Consider the following 20,706-nt stretch of genomic DNA (forward strand, 5'->3'; position numbering starts at 1 on the left):
TCGGTTCAGGTCACGGCTCGGCATGACGCGTGAGGTGGAGCCAGACCAGTGATTCACAGGTAGCCTGCCGGTGTGCCGGGGACCGTGCAGTCGATCGAACGGGCCGCGGCGGTGCTGCGACTGCTCGCCGCCGCGCCTGACGGGTTGGGGGTCGCCGACCTCGGCAACGCGCTCGGCCTGGCGAAGACGACCGTGCACGGGATCCTCCGGACGCTGCACCAGGTCGGCTTCGTCGAACAGGACCGCAGCGGCGCGCACTACCACCTGAGCGACGCGTTCGGGCGGCTCGGCGAGAGCTACCTCGACCCGAACGAGCTCCGCAGCCGCGCGATCAACTGGGCCGACTCGCTCGCGTCCCGCAGCGGCGAGGTGGTGCGCGTCGGCCGCCTCGTCGAGGGCAAGGTCGAGGTCGTGCACCACGTCTTCCGGCCCGACGACAGCGACCAGGACCTCGACGTCGGTACGACGCTGCCTCCGCACGCGACCGCGCTCGGCAAGGCCGTGCTGGCGTACGACACCAGCGCCCGGCCGCGAAGCCTGGAGGCCTACACGACGCGGACCATCACCGACCCGGTCCAGCTGGGTGAAGAGCTCGCGACGGTCCGGGCGCGCGGGTGGGCGACCGAGTTCGAGGAGCACACGATCGAACTGGCGAGCATCGCGGCGCCGATCCGGGGACTCGGCGGACTGGTCGTCGGCGCGGTCGGGCTCGCCGGCCGGATCGAGCGCATCTGCGACAGCCGCCTGCGGCACCGCGGCGACCTCGTCAGCATGGTCCGCGCCACCGCCGACGCCATCGCCCGAGACCTCCGGGACGACACATGACCCCGGATCCGCGGATGAGGGGGTAAAGCACATGGCCGAGCAATATGTGGCTGCGGTGGACCAAGGCACGAACTCGACCCGCTGCATCCTGTTCGATCGGCGCGGGCGGCTGGTGTCGGTGGCGCAACGGGAGCACCACCAGTTGTTCCCCCGGCCGGGCTGGGTCGAGCACGACGCCGGGGAGATCTGGAACAACGTCACCCGCGTGGTGCCGGCCGCAATCAAGCAGATCGGCGCCGTGCCGTCCCAGATCGTTGCCATCGGCATCGCGAACCAGCGCGAGACCAGCCTGCTCTGGGACCGCGTCACCGGCCGACCGGTCGGGCACGCGGTGACCTGGCAGGACACCCGGACGGACCGGCTCGTCACCGAACTGGCGGGCAGCGAGGGCCCTGACCGGTTCGCGGAGCTGTGCGGTCTCCCGCTGACGACGTACTTCTCGGCGCCGCGGATCCGGTGGATGCTCGATCACACCCCCGGTCTGCGGCAACGCGCAGAGCGCGGCGAGATCCTGTTCGGCACGATGGAGAGCTGGCTGATCTGGAACTTCACCGGCGGCGCGAACGGCGGACTGCACGCCACCGACGTGACGAACGCGAGCCGGACGATGCTGATGAACATCGAAACGCTCGAATGGGACGACAGACTGCTCGAGGCGTTCGACGTACCGCGGGCGATCCTGCCCGAGATCCGCCCGTCGTCCGGGGTGTTCGCGACCGCGACCGAGGTCCTCCCGGGGGTCCGGATCGGTGCGGCGCTCGGAGATCAGCAGGCGGCGCTGTTCGGGCAGACGTGCTTCAGCGCGGGCGAGGCGAAGTGCACGTACGGCACGGGGTCGTTCCTGCTGCTGCACACCGGGCAGGAGATCGTCCGGTCGAAGCACGGGATGCTCACGACGGTCGCGTACCAGATCGGTGACCAGCCGGCGTCGTACGCGCTCGAAGGCTCGATGGCGGTCACCGGGTCGCTCGTGCAGTGGTTCCGGGACGGGCTCGGGATGATCCACACCGCGGCCGAGATCGAGACGCTGGCCCGGACGGTCGAGGACAACGGCGGCGCGTACATCGTGCCCGCGTTCTCCGGGCTGTTCGCGCCGCACTGGCGCAGCGAGGCGCGCGGCGTGATCGCCGGGCTGACCGGCTACATCACCAAGGGGCACCTGGCCCGCGCCGTCCTCGAGGCGACCGGGTTCCAGACCCTCGAGGTGGTCGACGCGATGAACGCCGACTCCGGGATCGCGCTGACCGCGTTGAAGGTGGACGGCGGGATGACGGCCAACAACCTGCTGATGCAGTTCCTCGCCGACCTGCTCGACGTCCGCGTGGTCCGGCCGATGGTGACCGAGACGGTCTCGCTCGGAGCGGCGTACGCCGCCGGACTGGCCGTCGGGTACTGGCCAGACCTGGAAGGCCTGCGCAGCAACTGGCATCGCGCCGGCCAGTGGATGCCGCACATGGACCCGGCCCGCCGCGCCACCGAGTACGCGAACTGGCAGGCCGCCGTCCAACGCACCTTCAACTGGATCCGCCCCGAGGACCAAGATCTCTGAAGCAACCCTTTCGGGCAGGAGCGAAGAACTTCAGCCGTGATGTGACTGTCAAACGCTTGCTACATGGCCTGCTGAGCGTCCTGGGGTCGACGGCGCGCATTACACGGTGACGATCGGCTGACCGTAACCGGGGAGGGCCCGTCTCAGCCGGCCCTTCCCGGTACCCGGCCGCGGAACAGGTAGATGCTGAGGGCAACGACCCAGATCCAGAAGACCGCGTACGGGACGAGCCAGACGGACGTGGTCCAGAACGCGCGTCCGAGCAGGAACCCGAACGCGGCCACGATCGCGACCCAGCCCAGCCAGCTCGGGAGCGGCGACGTACCGACGATGATCCACCCGGCCGCGGCCAGGAATCCGGCCAGCGCCACCCAGGCGTTGGCGAAGCCCAGGTTGCCCATGTCGAAGGCGTACCGGGCGATCTGCGGGTCGACGCCCTCGTCCGTCCGGTACCCGGCCAGTTCCCAGCCCGGACTCATCAGCAGTACGACGAACGCGATGCCCGACGTGAACGCGAACGCCGACCGCCACGCGGGCCGGCCCTCCGCCTCGCGGAGGACCACGCACACCACCGAGACGAAACACGCCAGCGCCAGTACGGCGAGCAGGCCCAGGAACGTCCCGATCGCGTACAGCGAGTCGTGCCGGGCCTCGAGGAACCGCAGGATCTCGTCCCCGGACGCGTCGAACGCCGGCTCGCCGCCGCCGACCTGCACCAGCGCCTGGCTCACGGCGACCAGCAGCAGACCTGCTACGCCGGCCGATCCGCCGGTAATCGACAGCGTTCGCCACTGTCCGCCCAGCTGTGTCGTCTCCCCCGCCATGGTTCGTCCCTCCCGCATCGAGTAAGACACGGGAGGGACGACGGCGTCCAGATGTCAGGCCGGCGAGACGATATCTGGGGCTTCGAGGCGGACCTTGTCGGCGGACTCGTCGTCGGGCTGGTCCTGGGAGTCGCGTTCGGACTCGACGCGGCGGGTGTAGAAAGAGACCTCGCGGTCGATCGTCGCCTCGTCCCAGCCGAGGATCGGCGCGACCAGCCGGGCGGCTGCCTCGGCGGCGCCGACGCCGCGGTCCCAGGCCTCGATCGAGATCCGGGTACGCCGGGCCAGGATGTCGTCGAGGTGACGAGCGCCCTCGGCCTTCGCGCCGTACACGATCTCGGCCTTCAGGTAGTCCTGCGTACCGGGCAGCTGCTCGCCCAGCGACGGGTCGTCGGCGACGAGCTCGAGCACCTCGTCGATCAGCGCGCCGTACCGGTTCAGCAGGTGCTCGATCCGCGCGACGTGCAGGCCGGACCGTTGCGCGATCAGGTGCCGCTGGTTCCACAGCGCCTGGTAGCCGTCCGCACCGACCAGCGGGATGTTCTTCGTGACGCTGCGCGGCACCCGTCCGTCGAGCGCGTCGGCGGCCGCGTCGATCGCGTCCTTGGCCATCACCCGGTACGTCGTGTATTTGCCACCGGCAACCACTACGAGACCCGGCGCCGCGTGCGCGACGACATGCTCGCGGGACAGCTTCGACGTACTCTCCGACTCGCCGGCGAGCAGCGGCCGCAAACCGGCGTACACGCCCTCGACGTCCTCGCGGGTGAGCGGTGTGGTGAGGACCGCGTTCACATGGTCGAGCAGGTACTCGATGTCCTTGCTCGTCGCGGCCGGGTGTGCCTTGTCCAGGTGCCAGTCGGTGTCCGTGGTGCCGATCAGCCAGTGCCGGCCCCACGGGATGATGAACAGCACGGACTTCTCGGTCCGCAGGATCATTCCGGTGCTGGACTGGATCCGGTCCTTCGGTACGACGAGGTGGATGCCCTTCGACGCGCGGACGTGGTACTGCCCGCGCTCCCCCACCATCGCCTGCGTGTCGTCGGTCCAAACGCCGGTCGCGTTGACGACCTGCTTGGCCCGGACCTCGAACTCGTGCCCGCTCTCCAGGTCCTTCGCCTGGACGCCGGTGACCCGTTCGCCCTGCCGCAGGAATCCGGTGACCTTGACCCGGTTGGCGACGAAGGCGCCGTACGACGCCGCGGTCCGGGCGAGCTCCATCGTGTGCCGCGCGTCGTCGACCTGCGCGTCGTAGTACTGCAGCGCGCCGACCAGCGCGGACTTCTTGAGCGACGGCACGAGCCGCATCGCACCGCGCCGGGTCAGGTGCCGGTGGATCGGCAGTCCGGCGCCAAGACCGGAGCTGACCGCCATACCGTCGTACAGCGCGACGCCGGCGCCGGCGTAGAACCGCTCCCACCAGCGGTGCTGCAGCGGGTACAGGAACGGCACCGGCTTCACCAGGTGCGGCGCCAGGCGTTGCAGGAGCAGACCGCGCTCCTGCAGCGCCTCGTGCACCAGCCGGAAGTCGAGCATCTCCAGGTAGCGCAGGCCGCCGTGGATCAGCTTGCTGGACCTGCTGGAGGTGCCGCTCGCGAAGTCGCGGGCCTCCAGCAGTCCGGTGGTCAGACCACGGGTCGCGGCGTCGAGCGCCGCTCCGGTGCCGACCACCCCGCCACCGATCACCAGGACGTCCAGTTCGCGTCCGTCGGCCAGCGCGTCGATCGCGTCGGCCCTTGCTTGCGGTGACAGAGCCACTACAGCCACTGTGTTCGTCCTTCCGAGCTAGATATCTTGCTGATCAGTCGACGTCGACCCAGTCAAGCGTGCGCTGGACGGCCTTCTGCCACCCGGCGTACCCGTGAGTGCGCTGCTCGTCGTTCCACTGCGGGTTCCACCGCTTGTCCTCGTTCCAGTTCTGCACCAGCTCGTCCTTGGTCTTCCAGAACCCGACGGCCAGGCCGGCCGCGTACGCCGCACCGAGCGCCGTGGTTTCCGCGACGACCGGCTTGCTCACCGGTACGCCGAGGATGTCGGCCTGCATCTGCATGCAGAGCTCGTTCGCCGTCACACCGCCATCGACCTTCAGTACGTCGAGCCGCACGCCCGAGTCCTTCTCCATCGCGTCCGCGACGTCCTTGCTCTGGTAGCAGATCGCTTCCAGTGTTGCGCGCGCCAGGTGCGCGTTGGTGTTGAACCGGGACAGGCCCACGATCGCTCCGCGGGCGTCGGACCGCCAGTACGGCGCGAACAGGCCGGAGAACGCGGGCACGAAGTACACGCCGCCGTTGTCCTCGACCTGACGGGCGAGTGTCTCGGTCTCGCTCGCACCGGAGATGATGCCGAGCTGGTCCCGCAGCCACTGCACCGCGGAGCCGGTGACCGCGATCGAGCCCTCCAGCGCGTACACCGGGGCCTCGTCGCCGAACTTGTAGCACATGGTGCTGAGCAGGCCGGCCTTCGAACGGACCAGTTCGGTGCCGGTGTTCAGCAGCATGAAGTTGCCGGTGCCGTAGGTGTTCTTCGCTTCACCAGGGTTGAAGCACACCTGACCGACAGTCGCCGCCTGCTGGTCACCCAGGTCGCCGGTCAGCGGTACGACGCCTGCCAGCGGACCGTTGGCGAGCGTCTCGCCGTACATGTTCGGGTCCGACGACGGCCGGATCTCCGGCAGCATCTGCCGCGGGATGCCGAAGAAGCTGATCAGCTCGTCGTCCCAGTCGAGGGTCTCGAGGTTCATCAGCATCGTGCGGCTGGCGTTCGTCACATCGGTGATGTGCACGCCGCCGTTCACGCCGCCCGTCAGGTTCCACAGGAGCCAGGTGTCGGTGTTGCCGAACACGGCGTCACCGGCTTCGGCCGCCGCCCGGACGCCGTCGACGTTCTCCAGGATCCACTGCACCTTGCCGGCCGAGAAGTACGTCGCCGGCGGCAGGCCGGCCTTCTGCCGGATGACGTCGCCCTTGCCCTCGCGCTCCAGCGCGGAGGCGATCCGGTCGGTCCGGGTGTCCTGCCAGACGATCGCGTTGTAGTACGGCCGGCCGGTCTTGCGGTTCCACACCACCGCGGTCTCGCGCTGGTTGGTGATGCCGAGCGCCGCCAGGTCGCTCGCCTGCAGACCCTGCGCGCCCAGCGCGGTCTGGATCACCGAGCTGGTGCGCTCCCAGATCTCCACCGGGTTGTGCTCGACCCAGCCGGCCTGCGGCAGGATCTGCTCGTGCTCCAACTGGTGGATGCCCACCTCGTTGCCGGAGTGGTCGAAGATCATGAAACGGGTGCTCGTGGTGCCTTGGTCGACGGCGCCGACGAAGTCAGCCATGGAAAGTCCTCTCCTCACGCTGCTCGCGCTGCTCACACTGCTGAGACTGCATGGTCATGCTGCGGTCTTGTCCTCCGGGATGCGCCCCGGCTCCTCGTCCTCGTCGGCGATCGGAAGGTTCCGGCCGACCAGCAGGTCGTACAGGAACGCGCCCACCAGCGCGCCGAGGATCGGTGCCACGATCGGCACCCAGAAATACAAGTCCCCGAACTGATCCTTGAGTGCTCCTCCGTACCCGGTGATCAACGAGGCGACCCGGGGACCGAAGTCACGGGCCGGGTTGATCGCGTACCCGGCGTTGGTGCCCCACGCCATCCCGATCCCGACCACCAGCAGGCCGACGATGAACGGCGCGAGGTTCGCCGCCGGGGAGGTGTTGCGCAGGTCGGTGATCGCCAGGATCACGAACATGAGGATCGCCGTACCGATGATCTGGTCCCGGAAGCCGCCCCACATGTGGACGCCGAGATCCATGCTGCCGTTGCCGGGCAGGGTGGAGAAGATGCCCTGGCTCTTGATCGTGTGCCCGGGGTCGAACTTGCCGATCGCCTCGGTGTAGTTCCAGCGAACTACGAGCGCCGCCAGGAACGCCCCGAGGAACTGTGCCACCGAGTACGGCAGCACCTTCTTCCAGCTGAACCCGCGGAACGCCGCCAGCGCGATCGTCACCGCCGGGTTCAAGTGTGCGCCGGTCATCCGGCCCGCGGTGTAGATGCCCAGGGTCACGCCCAGACCCCACGCCCACGCGATCGAGTCGTGGTCCCCGATCCCGCCTGCCACCACCTGCGCCACCACGCCGACGCCGAACAGGATCAGGATGAACGTGCCCGCCAGTTCCGCCGAACACTCCCCCAGAAGGGTCTTCGCTTTGACCGCTTCGGTCGTAGCCATACCGAACCTCCCTTCCCCGCCGTGACGACCACGGCTGGCTGGAATGTAGGAGCGATCGTGAGGCGGCACAACGCCCATCGTTCGACATTGTCGAACGCGGCCCGCCGGACTCCCGGCTGCGACACCCAGTGAACTCACCGCAGCGAACAGGTACCTCCCGGCCCGGCGATCTCGGCCTGCAATCCAGCCTCACCCGCCACCACCCGCAAGCCGACGTCCAGAGCCTCGAGTACGGCGTTGACCTCGTTGGGCCGCGGATGCGTCGCCCCGAAGTCGACCAGCTCCGCCGCCGGCAATCCCGATCCGGCCGGATGCCGGCTCGTCCCCCAATCGATCAGGAACGGAACGATCCCGTCGTACGGCGCCGGGTACGTCCAGGTCAGCCGCCAACTCAGCAACTCCCCCGTCGGCGTCCTCCGGCTCATCGGCTCGATCGCCCCGAGCTCCGCACCGACCTCCCGCGCCGCAACCACCGCAGCCTCGAGGTCCGCCGACCGAACCGCCCAGGTCACCAGCCGCGACCCCCGAAGCCCGTCGATCCCGAACGGCATCGCCCCGTCGACCGGCCGCTCCAGATCAGGCCCGACGATCTCCAGGTACGACGTACGCCCGAAAGCGACGAGGTAGTTCCGGGTCCCGCGGCCCTCGTGCCGACCGCCTTCGGCCGGCTCGACGCCGGTCGCGGCAGCGAACTCCCGCACACTCCGCTCGAGGTCGTCGGTGGCAAGCACGAGATGATCGAGCATCGACATACTGCCGACCCTACGACTTTCCAGGTACGTCGGGGTGGCGTGAACTGGACTCGAGACAGACGCGCAAATCGGCGGGCGCACCGTCGCCGACGATAGGTTGTTCTTCCGCGTCCGATCCGCTCCGAGGAGCTTCCGCCTGTGGCTCTGTCGCCGTACACCTTCCGTGGTGCGCTGTCCGTCCTCGACATCGACGACCGGAACCGATCCGCACTCCAGAGAATCTTCGGTACGGCGATCTTCGCCGGCGCCGGCATCGCGACCGTCGCGAGCGGACCGGTCGCCGGGGCGGCCTGGTTGTCGCTTGTCGATCCGAAGAACGAAGCCGTGAGTCTCCTGGATGCCGTCGTGACCAAGGTGTCGAAGAGGCTCCGCGGCACGAAGGACAAGGACCAGCTCGAGCTCGTCGTGGCCGCGCATACGATCACGGCCGTGTCGTCGTTCTTCGATGCGCTGCCCCAGATCATCGGCCCGCGCTACCGCGAGCTCGGCCTCACCGACCACGAGCGGAGCCGACTGCTCGCGGTACCTGGAACCGACTCCGACGACCTGTTCGACGTACTCGTACCGCTGTCGTCGCCGCAGCTCGGGCTGGAGGAGAACCTCGACCACAACCTGAGGCCGTACTACGAGCGGCTCGGGCGACAGTGCCTCGACTTCTTCACCGGACTCGAGGCCTGGAGCCAGCTCGAGCCGGTGCCGTCGGCCGGGCTGCTGGACGCAGTCGTCGAGCGGGCGGCCTCGCTGTATCGGAGCCGGATGCTCGAGCTCAGCACGTCCGCGCCGTTCAGTCTGTGGGTGACGCTGAACGAGTTCTCCGGCACCCGCGAGCTGATCCGCGCGCAGACCGACGTACAGGCAGCGGCGCTCGGCGAGCTCCGGACGATGCTCGCCACGGTGATGCCGGGCCGCCCCGCGCCGCGGAACAGCTACCGCGAGAAGCTGGCGCTGGCGGCTCGCGAGGTCCTGGACGAGCCGCTGCTGCGCTCCCGTACGCAGTCCGTCCCATCACCTCGGGTGCGGGACGGGTTCGTCGAGCCGTCCTTCCACTACGCGGTTGCGGACGATCGGTCCCGGCCGTCCGACGAGGCCTGGTGGTCGGAGCAGCCGGAGCACTCGTCGCTGGTCGAGTACCTCGCGAGCTACCTGGCGAGTCCCGAGGGCGCCCGACGGCCGTTGCTCCTGCTCGGCCATCCCGGTGCCGGTAAGTCGTTGCTCACGGAGGTGCTGGCGGCACAGCTGCCGGAAGACGCGTTCGCAGTCGTTCACGTACCGCTCCGATCAGTGAATCCTGACGATGACCTGACGCTTCAGATCAACAAGGAGCTGCAGCGAACGATCCAACGGCCGAGCGCCGACCTCGACGAGTTGCGCCAGGAGTGCGGTGCCTGCGAGTTCTGTGATGACGCGAGTGTCTGCCCGCACCGGTGTCATCTCGTCATACTGCTCGACGGCTTCGACGAACTCGTCCAGGCCACTGGCGTGACCCAGTCGGCGTACCTGTCGAAGGTCGAGGACTTCCAGAAGCGGGCCAGAACCCTGGGTACGCCGACCTCTGTCATCGTCACGTCCCGAACCGTCGTCGCCGACCGCGCCGAGATCGCGACGGACACCCCGATGATCAAGCTGCGAGAGTTCGACCTGCCACGGATCGAGCAGTGGCTCACCGCCTGGAACGCAGCGCACGACGGGATCGCCGAGTTCGTCCCGCTCGAGATCGAGGAGATGACGGTCTCGGACGAGATCACCGATCTGACCAGCCAGCCGTTGCTGCTGCTGATGCTCGCCGTCTACCTCGCCGAGCTCGGCACCAATCAGCTGGGCGGCGCGGACCTGACGCAGAGCGAGCTCTATCGGCGGATCATGGACCGCTTCATCAGCCGCCAGATCACCGAGAAGACCGCACCGGACGCTTCGGAGCCCGAGCAGAAGTTGCTGCAGCGTCAGCAACGCCGCCAGCTCCAGTACGCCGCGATCGGCATGTTCAACCGCGGCCGCCAACACATCACCGACACCGAACTGAACGCGGACCTGGCCGCCCTCGAACCACCCGCCGGCGCGTCGGCGGGAATCCAGCCCCTGACCGCAGCCGACCGCGTCCTCGGCGAGTTCATGTTCGTCCACAACCCCCGAGCCGACCGAGAACAACGCAGCGCCTACGAGTTCCTCCACGCAACTTTCGGCGAGTTCCTGGTCGCGGAACTGGTCCTCGAACTCCTCGTCCACCTCATGCGCCACCGCGACCTCGAAGCCACCTCGCTCAGCCCGCAACCGACCGGCCTCGACGACACCCTCCTCCGCCGCCTCCTCAGCCACCAACCTCTCAGCACCCGCGGCCCTGTCCGAATCTTCATCGCCGACCTGGCGGAGCAACTCCCCGACGAACAGCTCCTGTCGCTCCAGGCGACGATCAGCGAACTGCTACGCCGCGAACTCACCCGCCCGGACACGGGCGACCAGCTCTACCACCCCATCCCCTACGACCCAGTACGCCGCCGCGCCTGCTACACCGCCAACCTCATCCTCCTTCGCGTCCTCCTCGACGACGAGCCGGTGCCGGTCGAGGCATTCGTCGGCGACGACGGAGCCGACCGATGGCGCCAGGTGGTTCGGTTGTGGCATGCGGGCATGGACGAGTCGGCCTGGGACAGCGTCATGCAGTTTCTCGGCGTCTCTCTCGAGGACGACCAGTCGTTGCGCCTGTGCGTGCGGATCGGCTCGACGATCGATGCCCGCCTCCACGAGGCCGAACTGCTGGGGAATCTCACCCACAAGGCCGAACTGCTGGTCGGTGCCGTCGGAGCCCACCTTGTCGTCGACGAGCCCTGGGGACCTGAAGATCTGGACGCGATCAGACAGATCGCCCTCATCCATTTCGCGAGTCCTGGGACTCCGCATTTCGGTCGCCCGCTGGCCTACGACTACTCGTGGTACCTGAAGCTCCTCACTACGGTGGCCGATCAGTCGCGCGTCAACGGCAACGTCAGGCGGGCCATCGTCATGTTGCTCTCGCGGGCAGCTCCGGATCTGCCCATCGACTACGTCCATCGGTTGCTCGCGCACGCATTCCCACCGCCGGAGTCCGTCGGCTGTGAGATCGAGTTGACCGCCATCACTGCGAGTCACCCTGCTCTGCTCGACGACCTGCCCGAACTTCGGGAATACATCTGCGCGGTCCCCGAAAGCAGAGCGCCGACGGTTGTGGCCATGTTCTGGTACGCCGAACAGCAGGCCTCTGGCGACGAGCGTGACCGGTTGCGGCGAATCCGGCTCGACATCGACAGCCGTCTCGCAGATCGCTCACTGGTCAGCTGTGCGGATGGATACTTCGCAGCGGAGTTCGTCACCTACCTTCGGGTGGAGCGCCCGCAGCACTGGACGCCGGGACTGCCTGTTCCGTGGTTGTTCGACGACCTCAAGGACTCGACTCTCAAGAGCATCGCGCCGGAGGACGCGCTGTACGTCGCGGAGACGTGGCCCGAGAGCAGCGGCAACTTCGTTCTGAACTACCTGCGAAGCTGCGGAGCTCCGGCTGAACAGGGTGCAGATCTGACGGCAGTACTTCGGGATCTGGCAGGAAACTGAGCAACCGCTGAGAGGGGTCGAGGCCGGCGTGCCAACCAATCAGCGGGGTCGGGCGTCTGCGGTTTGGGTCTGCTCAGGTTTCGGAGGGTTGGATGAGTGTGTCGCTGCTCGGGGGATGGTTTCCGGTGATGCTGGATGTGGTTGCGGTGGGGGTGTTGCTGGCCGCGGTGGGGTGGCGGGATCGGTGGTGGCGGGGGCGAGGGCTGCCCTTGGTGGTTGGTGGGGCGTTGCTGGTGACTTTGTTTGCGGCCTATCCGGGAGCCAAGTTGGTCGGGCTGACGGATCCGTTGCCGTTTGTGGTGTGGCTGTGGTTCGGGGTGGCGGTCGGGGCCTTGATCGTGCTCGGGGTGGGGTGGCGCTCGGCGCGGTGGTGGCGGCGCGGGGCCGCGGTGGTCGCGGCGGGCTTGGCCGCGTTGGTTTGTGCCAACGGGATCAACCAGTTCGTCGGCTACTACCCGACGATCGACTCCGCGGTGAACGACTGGACGAACACACCGCTGCCGGGTCAGGTATCGATGTCGGGACTCGCGCACGATGCGCGATCGACGAAACTGCCGACGGCCGGGCGGCTGGTCGCGGTGAACATTCCGGCGACGTACAGCCATTTCGCCCACCGGCAGGAGTTGGTGTACCTGCCGCCGATCTGGTTCGTTCGCAGCGCGCACCGGCAGGCGCTGCCGGTCGTCGAGTTGATCGGCGGCGAGCGCGGCGGGCCGGGTGACTGGGTGCGGCTCGGTAACGCCGTACAGGTGTCCGACGCGTACGCCCACCGCCACCACGGATTCGCCCCGATCCTGGTTTTCGTCGACGCCACGCATCGCTTCGACAACGACACCGAGTGCGTGAACGGCCCGCGGGGCAACTCGGCCGACCATCTCGACGAGGACATCCCGCGGTACGTCGAGAAGACGTTCGGCGCCTCCACCAACCCGGAGCAGTGGGCCGTCGCCGGGTTCTCGATGGGCGGCACCTGCGCGCTCGACCTGGTCGTCGAGCACCCGGACGTGTTCGACCACTTCGTCGACATCTCCGGCGACCTCGCGCCGTACACGAGTACGCCGGCCGCCAGCCTGCACGATCTGTACGGCGGGGACGTGGCGCTCGAGAAGGCCAACGAACCGCTGCTCGTGATGCGTGCCCACGGCAAGTACCGGGGTGTCAACGGCCTGTTCCTGACCAGCACCGAGGAACTGCGGCACCAGCACGAGGCGGAGGAGTTGTCGAAGGCCGGGGGCAAGGTAGGTATCTGGTCCCGCGTCGAGATCTCCCCCGGCACGCACGTGTGGCAGTTCGCCGCGCCCGCGTTCGCGTCGGCCTATCCTTGGCTCGTGAACCAGCTCGTCCTCCCGCAGCACGAAGGGAACCACACCAAGCCGGCGTGATCTACACACTGCGACGACTCGCCGTCGGCTTGCTCGTGCTCGCGTTCGTCAGCGCGGTCACCGGCGCCGACACGGTCAGCGAGGTCCTCCCACAGACGCCACGCCAGGTCCGGGTCGTGGCCCTCGGCGACTCGGTCACCTCAGGCTCCAACTGCGACTGCGCCGCCTTCCCCCAGCTGTACGGCGACCTGCTCCACAACCGCTCCGCCGTACCGGTCGCCGTCGACAACCAAGGCGTCGGCGGCCTCGACTCTACCGGTCTGCTGCAGCAGCTCGACCAACGCAACTCCCCCGTCGAGCAGGCCACGAAGGCCGCGAACGTCGTACTGCTCACGATCGGCGCGAACGACTTCGGCGACCACCACGACGACGTCACCAGCGGGCAGTGCACCGGTGATTGCGTGTCCGACGAGTTCGAGCAGCTGACCGCCAATCTCGGCCGGATCCTGAGCCGGGTGCACGCGCTCCGCGGCGACCTGCCGACCACGATCCTGATGACCGGCTATTGGAACGTCTTCAAGGACGGCGACGTCGCCAAGCAGCAGTACACGCCCAGCGGACGGATCGCCAGCGACCAGCTCACGGTCCGCACGAACAACGCGATCGCCGCCGCGGCGCGAGCCGACGATGCGACGTACGTCGACATCTACACACCCTTCGAGGACAGTCCCGACATCACCGCGCTGCTGGCCTCCGACGGTGACCACCCGGACGCGGCCGGTCACGCGCTCATCGCCCGGTTGCTTCTTGCTGCAACGCCCAACCCTTTGCCTCCGTCCCCACGTCAGGGAGGGTAGACGCACCCAAGGGGGACAGATGGCCGAGGCGAGCGCGTTCGCCGAGTTCGCGACCAGCAGGCACGGCGCGCTCTTCCGGTACGCGTACCTGCTGACGAGCGACCGCGGCCTCGCCGAGGACCTCGTTCAGGAGGCGCTGGTCAAGACGTACGTCGGCTGGCACCGTCTCCGCGATCCGAACAACGCCGAGGCGTACACCCGGCGGGCGATCACCACGACCGCGATCAGCTGGTGGCGCCGGAAGTCCTGGCGCGCGGAGCGGCCGTACGACGACGTACCCGATCAGCCTGTCAGCGCCGACGACGCGACCGCCCGTGTGTGGCTGTGGCGCGAACTCCAGAAGCTCCCGCCGCGGCAACGGGCCGCGCTGGTGCTGCGGTACTACGAGGACCTCACCGAACCGCAAACCGCCGAGATCCTCGGCTGCAGCGTCGGGACCGTGAAGAGCCAGGTCTCCGACGCACTCAAGAAGCTCCGGGCACGCCTGGGCTCCGACGTCGTGCTGAAGGCGGGAATGACGGAATGAACGACCTCCTGAGGGACACCCTGGCCGAACGCGCCGCCGGCACCGAGCCGCCGCCGCTCGATCTCGACGGCATCATTGCGGCCGGCAACCACCGCGCCGCGCGCCGGCGCACGCTCGGCATCCTCGGAGGTGCCGTCGCGACCGCGGCCGTGGCCGTCGGCGGAGCGAGTGTGCTGAGGCCCCGCAACGAACAACCCCAGCCGGCCCGCCCCGGACCGTTCACGCAACGCCGCGCGACCTTTGCACTGGGCAACGAGATCCACTACGGCTCCGAGGTCGTCTCGGTGGCGCCGCACACGGTGACCGCCTTCGTCCAGACCGACGCGGGCTTCGTGTTCCTGAATGCCGAGAACGCCATCCACGTGGCGGACCGGTCAGGCGTGCGGAGCCTCGGGAAGAGCGCTTGGCGACTCACCGCTGACCACCGCGGCAACCTCGTCGCCTGGGTCGAAATGCTCAACGACGAGGCCGAGTCGGTGGTGTACGACGTCGCCGCGGGCCGCGAACTGATCCGCACCCCGCTCGGCAACAAGATCCCGAAGTTCGCCAGCCTCGCACACGGCCCGGAGATCGTGGCGCTCGACGGCAACACGGCGTACTTCGGCACGCTGGACGGCCTGTACCGCTGGGACATCACCCAGAACAAGGGCGTCCGGATCGCCAAGGCGTCCCCGGTCGCGGTCCGCGCCGTGACCGCCGGACAGATCGTGTACGCGCAACCGCTCGACCAGCGTCCGCCCGCCGTGAGCCTGGCGATCGCCACCACCGTCTCCGCGACCACTCCAGCCCGCTTCTCCGGCCAGCAGGCCTTCCTCTCCCCCGCCGCGAAGTACCTGTTCACCGAGACTGACGACGCCGTCATCGACATTGAGCCGGGGTGGGCCGGGCCTGCGCTGTTCGACGTGGCGACCGCGGAGCAGATCGGGCTGCCGTACGCCTACGACAGCCTGTTCTTCGGCCAGTGGCTCGACGACGACCGGTTCGTTGCCGCCGGCAAGCGCCGGTTCTCGGAGGCGGCCGAGACGGATCTGCTCGTCGTCACCGCCGCGACCGGCGCCGTGAAGGTCGTCGTACCGAACTTCGCCAAGCTGACCTTCAGTACGACGCCGCCGCGGATCGCGCCGTTCGCGTTGCCGACCGGCCGGCCGATCATCGATCTGGCCAATTGATCAGCTGGCCGATTCCGTCTTGGCGGCCGGTGCCTCCAGGTTCTCCGGGAAGTGGCAGGCGGTCTGGTGACCCGGGGCGAGCTCGATCAGCGGCGGCTCGGTGGTCTTGCAGATCTCCTGCGCCTTCCAGCAGCGGGTGTGGAAGCGGCATGCGGGCGGCGGGTTGATCGGGCTCGGGACGTCGCCCTGCAGCCGGATCCGATCCTGCTTGGCCTTCCGCTTGGTGTCCGGCACCGGCACGGCGGACAGCAGCGCGACCGTGTACGGGTGCATCGGCTTCTCGTACAGGTCGACGCGGTTGGCCAACTCGACGATCTTGCCGAGGTACATGACCGCGACCCGGTCCGACACATGCCGTACGACGGACAGGTCGTGCGCGATCATCACGTACGTCAGGTCGAACTCTTCCTGCAGGTCCTCCAGCAGGTTCACGACCTGGGCCTGGATCGACACGTCGAGTGCGGACACCGGCTCGTCGGCGACGATCAGCTTCGGCCGGAGCGCCAGCGTGCGCGCGATCCCGATGCGCTGCCGCTGACCGCCGGAGAACTCGTGCGGGTACCGGTTGTAGTGCTCCGGGCTCAGGCCGACCAGCTCGAGCAGCTCCTGCACGGCCCGCTTGACGCCGTGCTCGGTCTTCACGTTCTGCAGCCGGTACGGCGCCCCGACGATCTTGCCGACCGTGTGCCGCGGGTTCAGCGAACCGTACGGGTCCTGGAAGATCATCTGTACGTCGCGACGCAGCGGACGCATCCGCCCCTCGCTGAGGTGGCTGATGTCCCGCCCCTCGAACACGATCTTGCCCGACGTCGGCTCCAGCAGCCGGGTCAGCAACCGGCCGGTGGTGGTCTTGCCGCAGCCCGACTCCCCCACCAGCGACAGCGTCTCGCCGCGGGTCACGTTGAAGGTCAGGCCGTCGACCGCCTGGACGGCGCCGACCTGGCGCTGCAGCAGGCCCTTGCGGATCGGGAAGTGCTTGACGAGGCCGTCGACCGACAGCAGCTCCTCGCCGATCGCGGGGACGACAGGAGTCGGTTCGGCGTCAGTAGTAGTCACAGTCGTCCCGTTCACAGCTTCGGCTTGATGTCGGTCTCCCACGCCTTCTGGCGCTCGTGCGGGGAGAGATGGCACGCGACCAGGTGGCCGTTACCGGTGTCGAGCAGCTCGGGCCGGTCGGTCTCGCTGGCCCCGCCGTTCAGGTGCGCGTAGTTGCAGCGCGGGTTGAACGCGCAGCCCGTCGGCACGTTGATCAGGCTCGGCGGCGTGCCCTTGATCGGGATCAGCCGCTCGGTGCGCTCCCGGTCGATCCGCGGCATCGACCCGAGCAGACCCCAGGTGTAGGGGTGCTGCGGGCGGTCGAAGATGTCCTCCGCGGTGCTGTACTCGACCGCGCGGCCGGCGTACATCACCTGGATGTCGTCGGCGAGCTCGGCGACCACGCCGAGGTCGTGGGTGATGATGATGACGGCGGAGTTGAACTCTCGCTGCAGGTCCCGGATCAGGTCCAGGATCTGCGCCTGCACGGTGACGTCGAGGGCCGTCGTCGGCTCGTCGGCGATCAGCAGGTCGGGGTCGCAGGACAGCGCCATCGCGATCATCGCGCGCTGCCGCATGCCGCCGGAGAACTGGTGCGGGTACGCGTCCACGCGCTTGTCGGGCTGCGGGATACCGACCCGGTCGAGCATCTCGATCGCGTGCTTCTTCGCGACCTGCTTGCTGACCTGGTTGTGCACCCGGTACGCCTCGACGATCTGCGTGCCGACTGTGTAGAACGGGTGCATCGCGGACAGCGGGTCCTGGAAGATCATCGCCATCCGCTTGCCGCGGAGCAGCCGGACCTCTTCGCGCGTCGACGTCACCAGGTCCTGGCCGTCGAGGAAGATCTGCCCGCTGATCTGCGCGACACCCGGCGGGTGCAGGCCCATGATCGACAGGCTGGTGACGCTCTTGCCGGAGCCGGACTCTCCGACGATGCCGAGCGTCTTGCCGCGCTCCAGCTGGAACGAGATGCCGTCGACGGACTTCACCACGCCGTCGTCGGTCGGGAAGTGCACCTTCAGGTCGCGGACGTCGAGGAACGCCTCGCCTCGCTCGACGCGCTGCACCGGAACGTCCTGGACCTCTTCGTTCGGTTCACTCATGAGATCCGCACCCTCGGGTCGACGACGGCGTACAGGAGGTCCACGACCAGGTTCGCCAGCACGATGAAGAACGCGGCGACCAGGGTCACGCCGAGCACCTTCGGCAGGTCGTTGGCGCGCAGCGCGATCACGGCGTACTGGCCGATGCCGGGCAGCGAGAACGTGGTCTCGGTGAGGATCGCGCCGCCCATCAGCAGGCCGAGGTCGAGGCCGAAGATCGTCACGATGGGCGTCAGCGCCGACCGGAGGCCGTGCCGCAGCACCACGGTCCGCTCGGTGAGGCCCTTGGCGCGGGCGGTCCGGACGAAGTCCTCGTTCATCGTCTCGAGCATGCCGGCCCGGGTGAGTCGCGCGTACGCCGCGGCGTACAGGAAGGCCAGCGTCACCCACGGAAGGATCAGGTCGTACGCCCACCACAACGGGTTCGTCTCGTCGAGGGGATTGACGCCGCCCTGCTGGGTCCAGCCGAGGCCGTAACTGAAGATCGACAGGGACAGCAGGCCGGTGAAGAAGATCGGCAGCGACACACCCGCGAGCGCCACCGACATGAGTGATCGGTCCAGCGCCGACCCGCGTCTCAGTGCCGAGATGATGCCGGTGCCGACGCCGGTGATGAGCCAGATGAAGGCCGCACCGCCGGCGAGCGACGCGGTCACGGGTATTCGCGCGAGCAGGTCCGGCCAGACCGGCTGCTGGGTCAGGAACGAGTAGCCGAAACAGGGCGCCGGGCAGCGCTCGGTTCCGGTGCCGTAGTTGTAATCCTGGCCGACCACGAGGCCTTTCACGAATCGGCCGTACTGCACGTAGAGAGGGTCGGTGAAGCCGAGCCGGACCGCCGTGTCGTGGATCTGCGCCTGCCCTGCGCTCTTGCCGACGTAGCGGCCGGCCAGGTCGTCGGCCGTGGCGCCGCCGAGTCTCGGGACGAGGAAGAAGATCGCGAATGTGACGGCCGTGACGATCAAGAGCAGCAGCACTGCTCCGATCACCCGGCGGACTAGATATGCGAACACCGTGCTCGGCGTGGTGGCCGGCGATCATCGCTGATCACCGGCCACCCTCAGCCTTCACCTACCTCTACTGGTGATTGTTGTTCAGGGCAACTCAACTGCCACGGTCTGCCGGCTACTTCTGCGCGAGACCGATACTCGCGTAGTCGTACATGTTCTGACCGTCGTTGCTGAACACGTTCGCGAGCGTGTCCGGGCGGTACAGCAGGCCCTTGGCCCAGACGCCCGGCAGCACACCGGCCTGCTCCATGACCTTCTTGTCGACGTCCACCCAGATCTTGTTGCGAGCGGCGTCGTCGGTGGTCGCCAGCGCCTTGTCGATCAGCTGGTCGACCTCCGGGATCCGGATACCGAGGTTGGTGTTACCACCAGCGGCCCGAATGACCCGGCTGTCCACGATCTGGCTGAGGAAGCCGAAGCCGTCCGGCCAGTCAGCGCCCCAGCTGTAGACGATCATGCCCAGGCCGTTGGCCTTCGCGTAGTCCGGCTTACCGGCGTACAGCTTGGTGTAGTCACCGGTCGGGAAGCCCTTCGGCGTCAGCTTGATACCGACCTTGGCCAGCGACTGCTGCAGCGACTCGGCGACGGCCTTCTCCTTCGGCCGGTCCGCGCGGTAGGCGATGTTGGTGCTGAAGCCGTTCGGCATACCGCACGCCGTCAGCGCTTCCTTGGCCTTCGTCGGGTTGCCGTTCTTGTCCGCCTCGAAGCCGTAGTCGTCGAACTTCTCCGCGCCCGCGACCGACGGCGGCATCAGGTTCGTCGCGATGTCGCCACCGAACGGGCCGCCGTACGCGCGCTGGTAGCCCTCGTGGTCGGCGGCGTACAGGACCGCCTTGCGGCAGTTCACGTTGTCGAACGGCTTGACCTCACTGTTGAACACCGTGAAGTTCAGCCGCGTCGACAGCACGCTGTCCGTGTGCGCCTTCAGCTTCGGGTCGGCCAGCACCTTGGCCTGGGTCTCGGCCTGCACACCGGTCCCGGCGATGTCGACGTCGAGGTCACCGGCCTGCAGCCGGTTGTCGATGTCGGCGCCGTTCACGTTGTAGGCGACGTTGATCTTGTCCGGCAGCGCCTTACGGCCCGAGTCCGGGTCGGTCGACGGGTCGTACTGGTCGTTGCGGACCAGCGTGAAGCCCTTGTTCGCGTCGTTGCTCTCGAACTTGTAGGGGCCGGTCGCGATCGGGTGCAACTGGTACTTCGTGCCGTTGTCCTTGGCCTGCGGGACCGGCGCGGTCGACGGCAGCTGCGCGAAGTAGTCGAAGCCGGCGAACGTCTTGTTCAGATGGAAGACGATGGTGTAGTCGTCCGGCGTCGTGATCGCCTTGGCCAGCTGCGCCATCTGCGGGTCCTTGGCGACGCTGTAGTCCTTCGGGACGTCCACCAGGAAGTCGTTGAAGTACGTCGGACCGTTCGGCAGCGTCGTCTTGTCGAGGGAACGCGCGACGGCGTACTTGACGTCCTTGGCCTTGACCTCGGTGCCGTCCTCGAACTTGACGCCCTTGCGGATCTTGTAGGTCCAGGTCTTGGCGTCGTCGCTCGGCACGCCCGGAGCCTCCGCGAGGTCCGGGACGACCTTTGCGCCTTCCTTGCCCGGAGCCGACTTGAAGGTCATCAGCGGCCGGACGTAGTTCCGGACGAGGTTCCAGGACAGGCCGTAGTAGGTGTCACCGGGGTCGGTGGAGTCCCACTTCTCGGTGATCGCCATCCGGAGCGTGCCGCCCTTTTTGTCGCTCGGATTGAAGATCTTGTTGTTCGCCGCGTCGAACTCGGGCGTCGCCGCGCTGCTGCCGCCGCCCGACCCTCCGGAGGAAGCCTTCGGTCCCCCGCAGGCCACCAGGCTCAAGGCGACGGCCGCACTGACGGCGGTCACCGTCGTGATGCGATTCCATCTCATCTCTTGTTGCACCCCTTCAATCGTTGAGAGCCAGGCTCCCTGGTTGAT

16 protein-coding genes are annotated in these 20,706 nt (G+C 68.0%); 7 read left to right on the forward strand and 9 right to left on the reverse strand.

Annotation, left to right across the window (positions count from 1 at the left end; all coding sequences use genetic code 11):
• Positions 1–72: 72 nt before the first annotated feature.
• Both ACLJOO_RS42420 and glpK (ACLJOO_RS42425) read left to right on the forward strand, forming a co-directional pair.
• Complete coding sequence (locus tag ACLJOO_RS42420; protein ID WP_410794009.1) at positions 73–825, forward strand: IclR family transcriptional regulator; 753 nt, start codon at positions 73–75, stop codon at positions 823–825.
• A gap of 31 nt (positions 826–856) precedes the next feature.
• On the forward strand, positions 857–2,374 hold the full coding sequence (gene glpK / locus ACLJOO_RS42425) for a glycerol kinase GlpK (RefSeq protein ID WP_410794010.1): 1,518 nt from the start codon (positions 857–859) through the stop codon (positions 2,372–2,374).
• A 143-nt stretch (positions 2,375–2,517) separates the two neighbouring features.
• Here the strand turns inward: glpK (ACLJOO_RS42425) and ACLJOO_RS42430 are convergent, their stop codons facing one another.
• The 5 genes from ACLJOO_RS42430 to ACLJOO_RS42450 all read right to left on the reverse strand — a co-directional run bounded on the left by ACLJOO_RS42430 (position 2,518) and on the right by ACLJOO_RS42450 (position 8,160).
• Positions 2,518–3,198 carry a hypothetical protein gene (locus ACLJOO_RS42430; RefSeq protein ID WP_410794011.1) on the reverse strand — a complete coding sequence of 227 codons (681 nt, stop codon included), beginning with the start codon at positions 3,196–3,198 and terminating at the stop codon, positions 2,518–2,520.
• 54 nt (positions 3,199–3,252) lie between these two features.
• Positions 3,253–4,965, reverse strand: coding sequence for a glycerol-3-phosphate dehydrogenase/oxidase (locus ACLJOO_RS42435; RefSeq protein WP_410794013.1), 1,713 nt, complete (start codon positions 4,963–4,965; stop codon positions 3,253–3,255).
• A gap of 34 nt (positions 4,966–4,999) precedes the next feature.
• On the reverse strand, positions 5,000–6,517 hold the full coding sequence (gene glpK / locus ACLJOO_RS42440) for a glycerol kinase GlpK (protein ID WP_410794014.1): 1,518 nt from the start codon (positions 6,515–6,517) through the stop codon (positions 5,000–5,002).
• Positions 6,518–6,571: 54 nt separating this feature from the next.
• On the reverse strand, positions 6,572–7,408 hold the full coding sequence (locus ACLJOO_RS42445; protein WP_410794016.1) for an MIP/aquaporin family protein: 837 nt from the start codon (positions 7,406–7,408) through the stop codon (positions 6,572–6,574).
• A gap of 134 nt (positions 7,409–7,542) precedes the next feature.
• The gene (locus ACLJOO_RS42450) at positions 7,543–8,160 is read right to left on the reverse strand and encodes a VOC family protein (protein ID WP_410794018.1); all 618 of its coding nucleotides are present in this window, start codon (positions 8,158–8,160) and stop codon (positions 7,543–7,545) included.
• 138 nt (positions 8,161–8,298) lie between these two features.
• On the opposite strand from ACLJOO_RS42450, the gene ACLJOO_RS42455 reads away from it, so the two are divergent.
• The 5 genes from ACLJOO_RS42455 (at position 8,299) to ACLJOO_RS42475 (ending at position 15,616) form a co-directional block, all read left to right on the forward strand.
• A complete protein-coding gene (locus tag ACLJOO_RS42455) occupies positions 8,299–11,742 on the forward strand; it encodes an NACHT domain-containing protein (RefSeq protein WP_410794020.1) in 3,444 nt (1,147 codons plus the stop codon).
• Between the two features lie 92 nt (positions 11,743–11,834).
• The gene (locus ACLJOO_RS42460) at positions 11,835–13,124 is read left to right on the forward strand and encodes an alpha/beta hydrolase-fold protein (RefSeq protein WP_410794022.1); all 1,290 of its coding nucleotides are present in this window, start codon (positions 11,835–11,837) and stop codon (positions 13,122–13,124) included.
• Positions 13,121–13,921 (forward strand): SGNH/GDSL hydrolase family protein, encoded by an 801-nt coding sequence (locus tag ACLJOO_RS42465; RefSeq protein ID WP_410794024.1) that lies wholly within the window; start codon positions 13,121–13,123, stop codon positions 13,919–13,921. The genes ACLJOO_RS42460 and ACLJOO_RS42465 overlap by 4 nt, the downstream gene beginning before the upstream one ends.
• Before the next feature lie 19 nt (positions 13,922–13,940).
• Positions 13,941–14,447, forward strand: a complete 507-nt coding sequence (locus ACLJOO_RS42470; protein ID WP_410794026.1) for a SigE family RNA polymerase sigma factor — start codon at positions 13,941–13,943, stop codon at positions 14,445–14,447.
• Positions 14,444–15,616 carry a hypothetical protein gene (locus ACLJOO_RS42475; RefSeq protein ID WP_410794028.1) on the forward strand — a complete coding sequence of 391 codons (1,173 nt, stop codon included), beginning with the start codon at positions 14,444–14,446 and terminating at the stop codon, positions 15,614–15,616. Before ACLJOO_RS42470 ends, ACLJOO_RS42475 begins: the two co-directional genes overlap by 4 nt.
• Here the strand turns inward: ACLJOO_RS42475 and ACLJOO_RS42480 are convergent, their stop codons facing one another.
• From ACLJOO_RS42480 to ACLJOO_RS42495, 4 genes are all read right to left on the reverse strand, one after another.
• On the reverse strand, positions 15,617–16,672 hold the full coding sequence (locus ACLJOO_RS42480; RefSeq protein WP_410794030.1) for an ABC transporter ATP-binding protein: 1,056 nt from the start codon (positions 16,670–16,672) through the stop codon (positions 15,617–15,619).
• Positions 16,673–16,683: 11 nt separating this feature from the next.
• The gene (locus tag ACLJOO_RS42485; protein WP_410794032.1) at positions 16,684–17,757 is read right to left on the reverse strand and encodes an ABC transporter ATP-binding protein; all 1,074 of its coding nucleotides are present in this window, start codon (positions 17,755–17,757) and stop codon (positions 16,684–16,686) included.
• Entirely contained in the window at positions 17,754–18,767 is a 1,014-nt protein-coding gene (locus ACLJOO_RS42490; protein WP_410794034.1) for an ABC transporter permease, read from the reverse strand. The genes ACLJOO_RS42485 and ACLJOO_RS42490 overlap by 4 nt, the downstream gene beginning before the upstream one ends.
• Positions 18,768–18,879: 112 nt before the next feature.
• The gene (locus tag ACLJOO_RS42495) at positions 18,880–20,658 is read right to left on the reverse strand and encodes an ABC transporter substrate-binding protein (protein WP_410794036.1); all 1,779 of its coding nucleotides are present in this window, start codon (positions 20,656–20,658) and stop codon (positions 18,880–18,882) included.
• Between the last annotated feature and the right edge of the window lie 48 nt (positions 20,659–20,706).

The sequence above is a fragment of the Kribbella sp. C-35 genome (assembly GCF_046549195.1).
Classification (GTDB): Bacteria; Actinomycetota; Actinomycetes; order Propionibacteriales; family Kribbellaceae; genus Kribbella.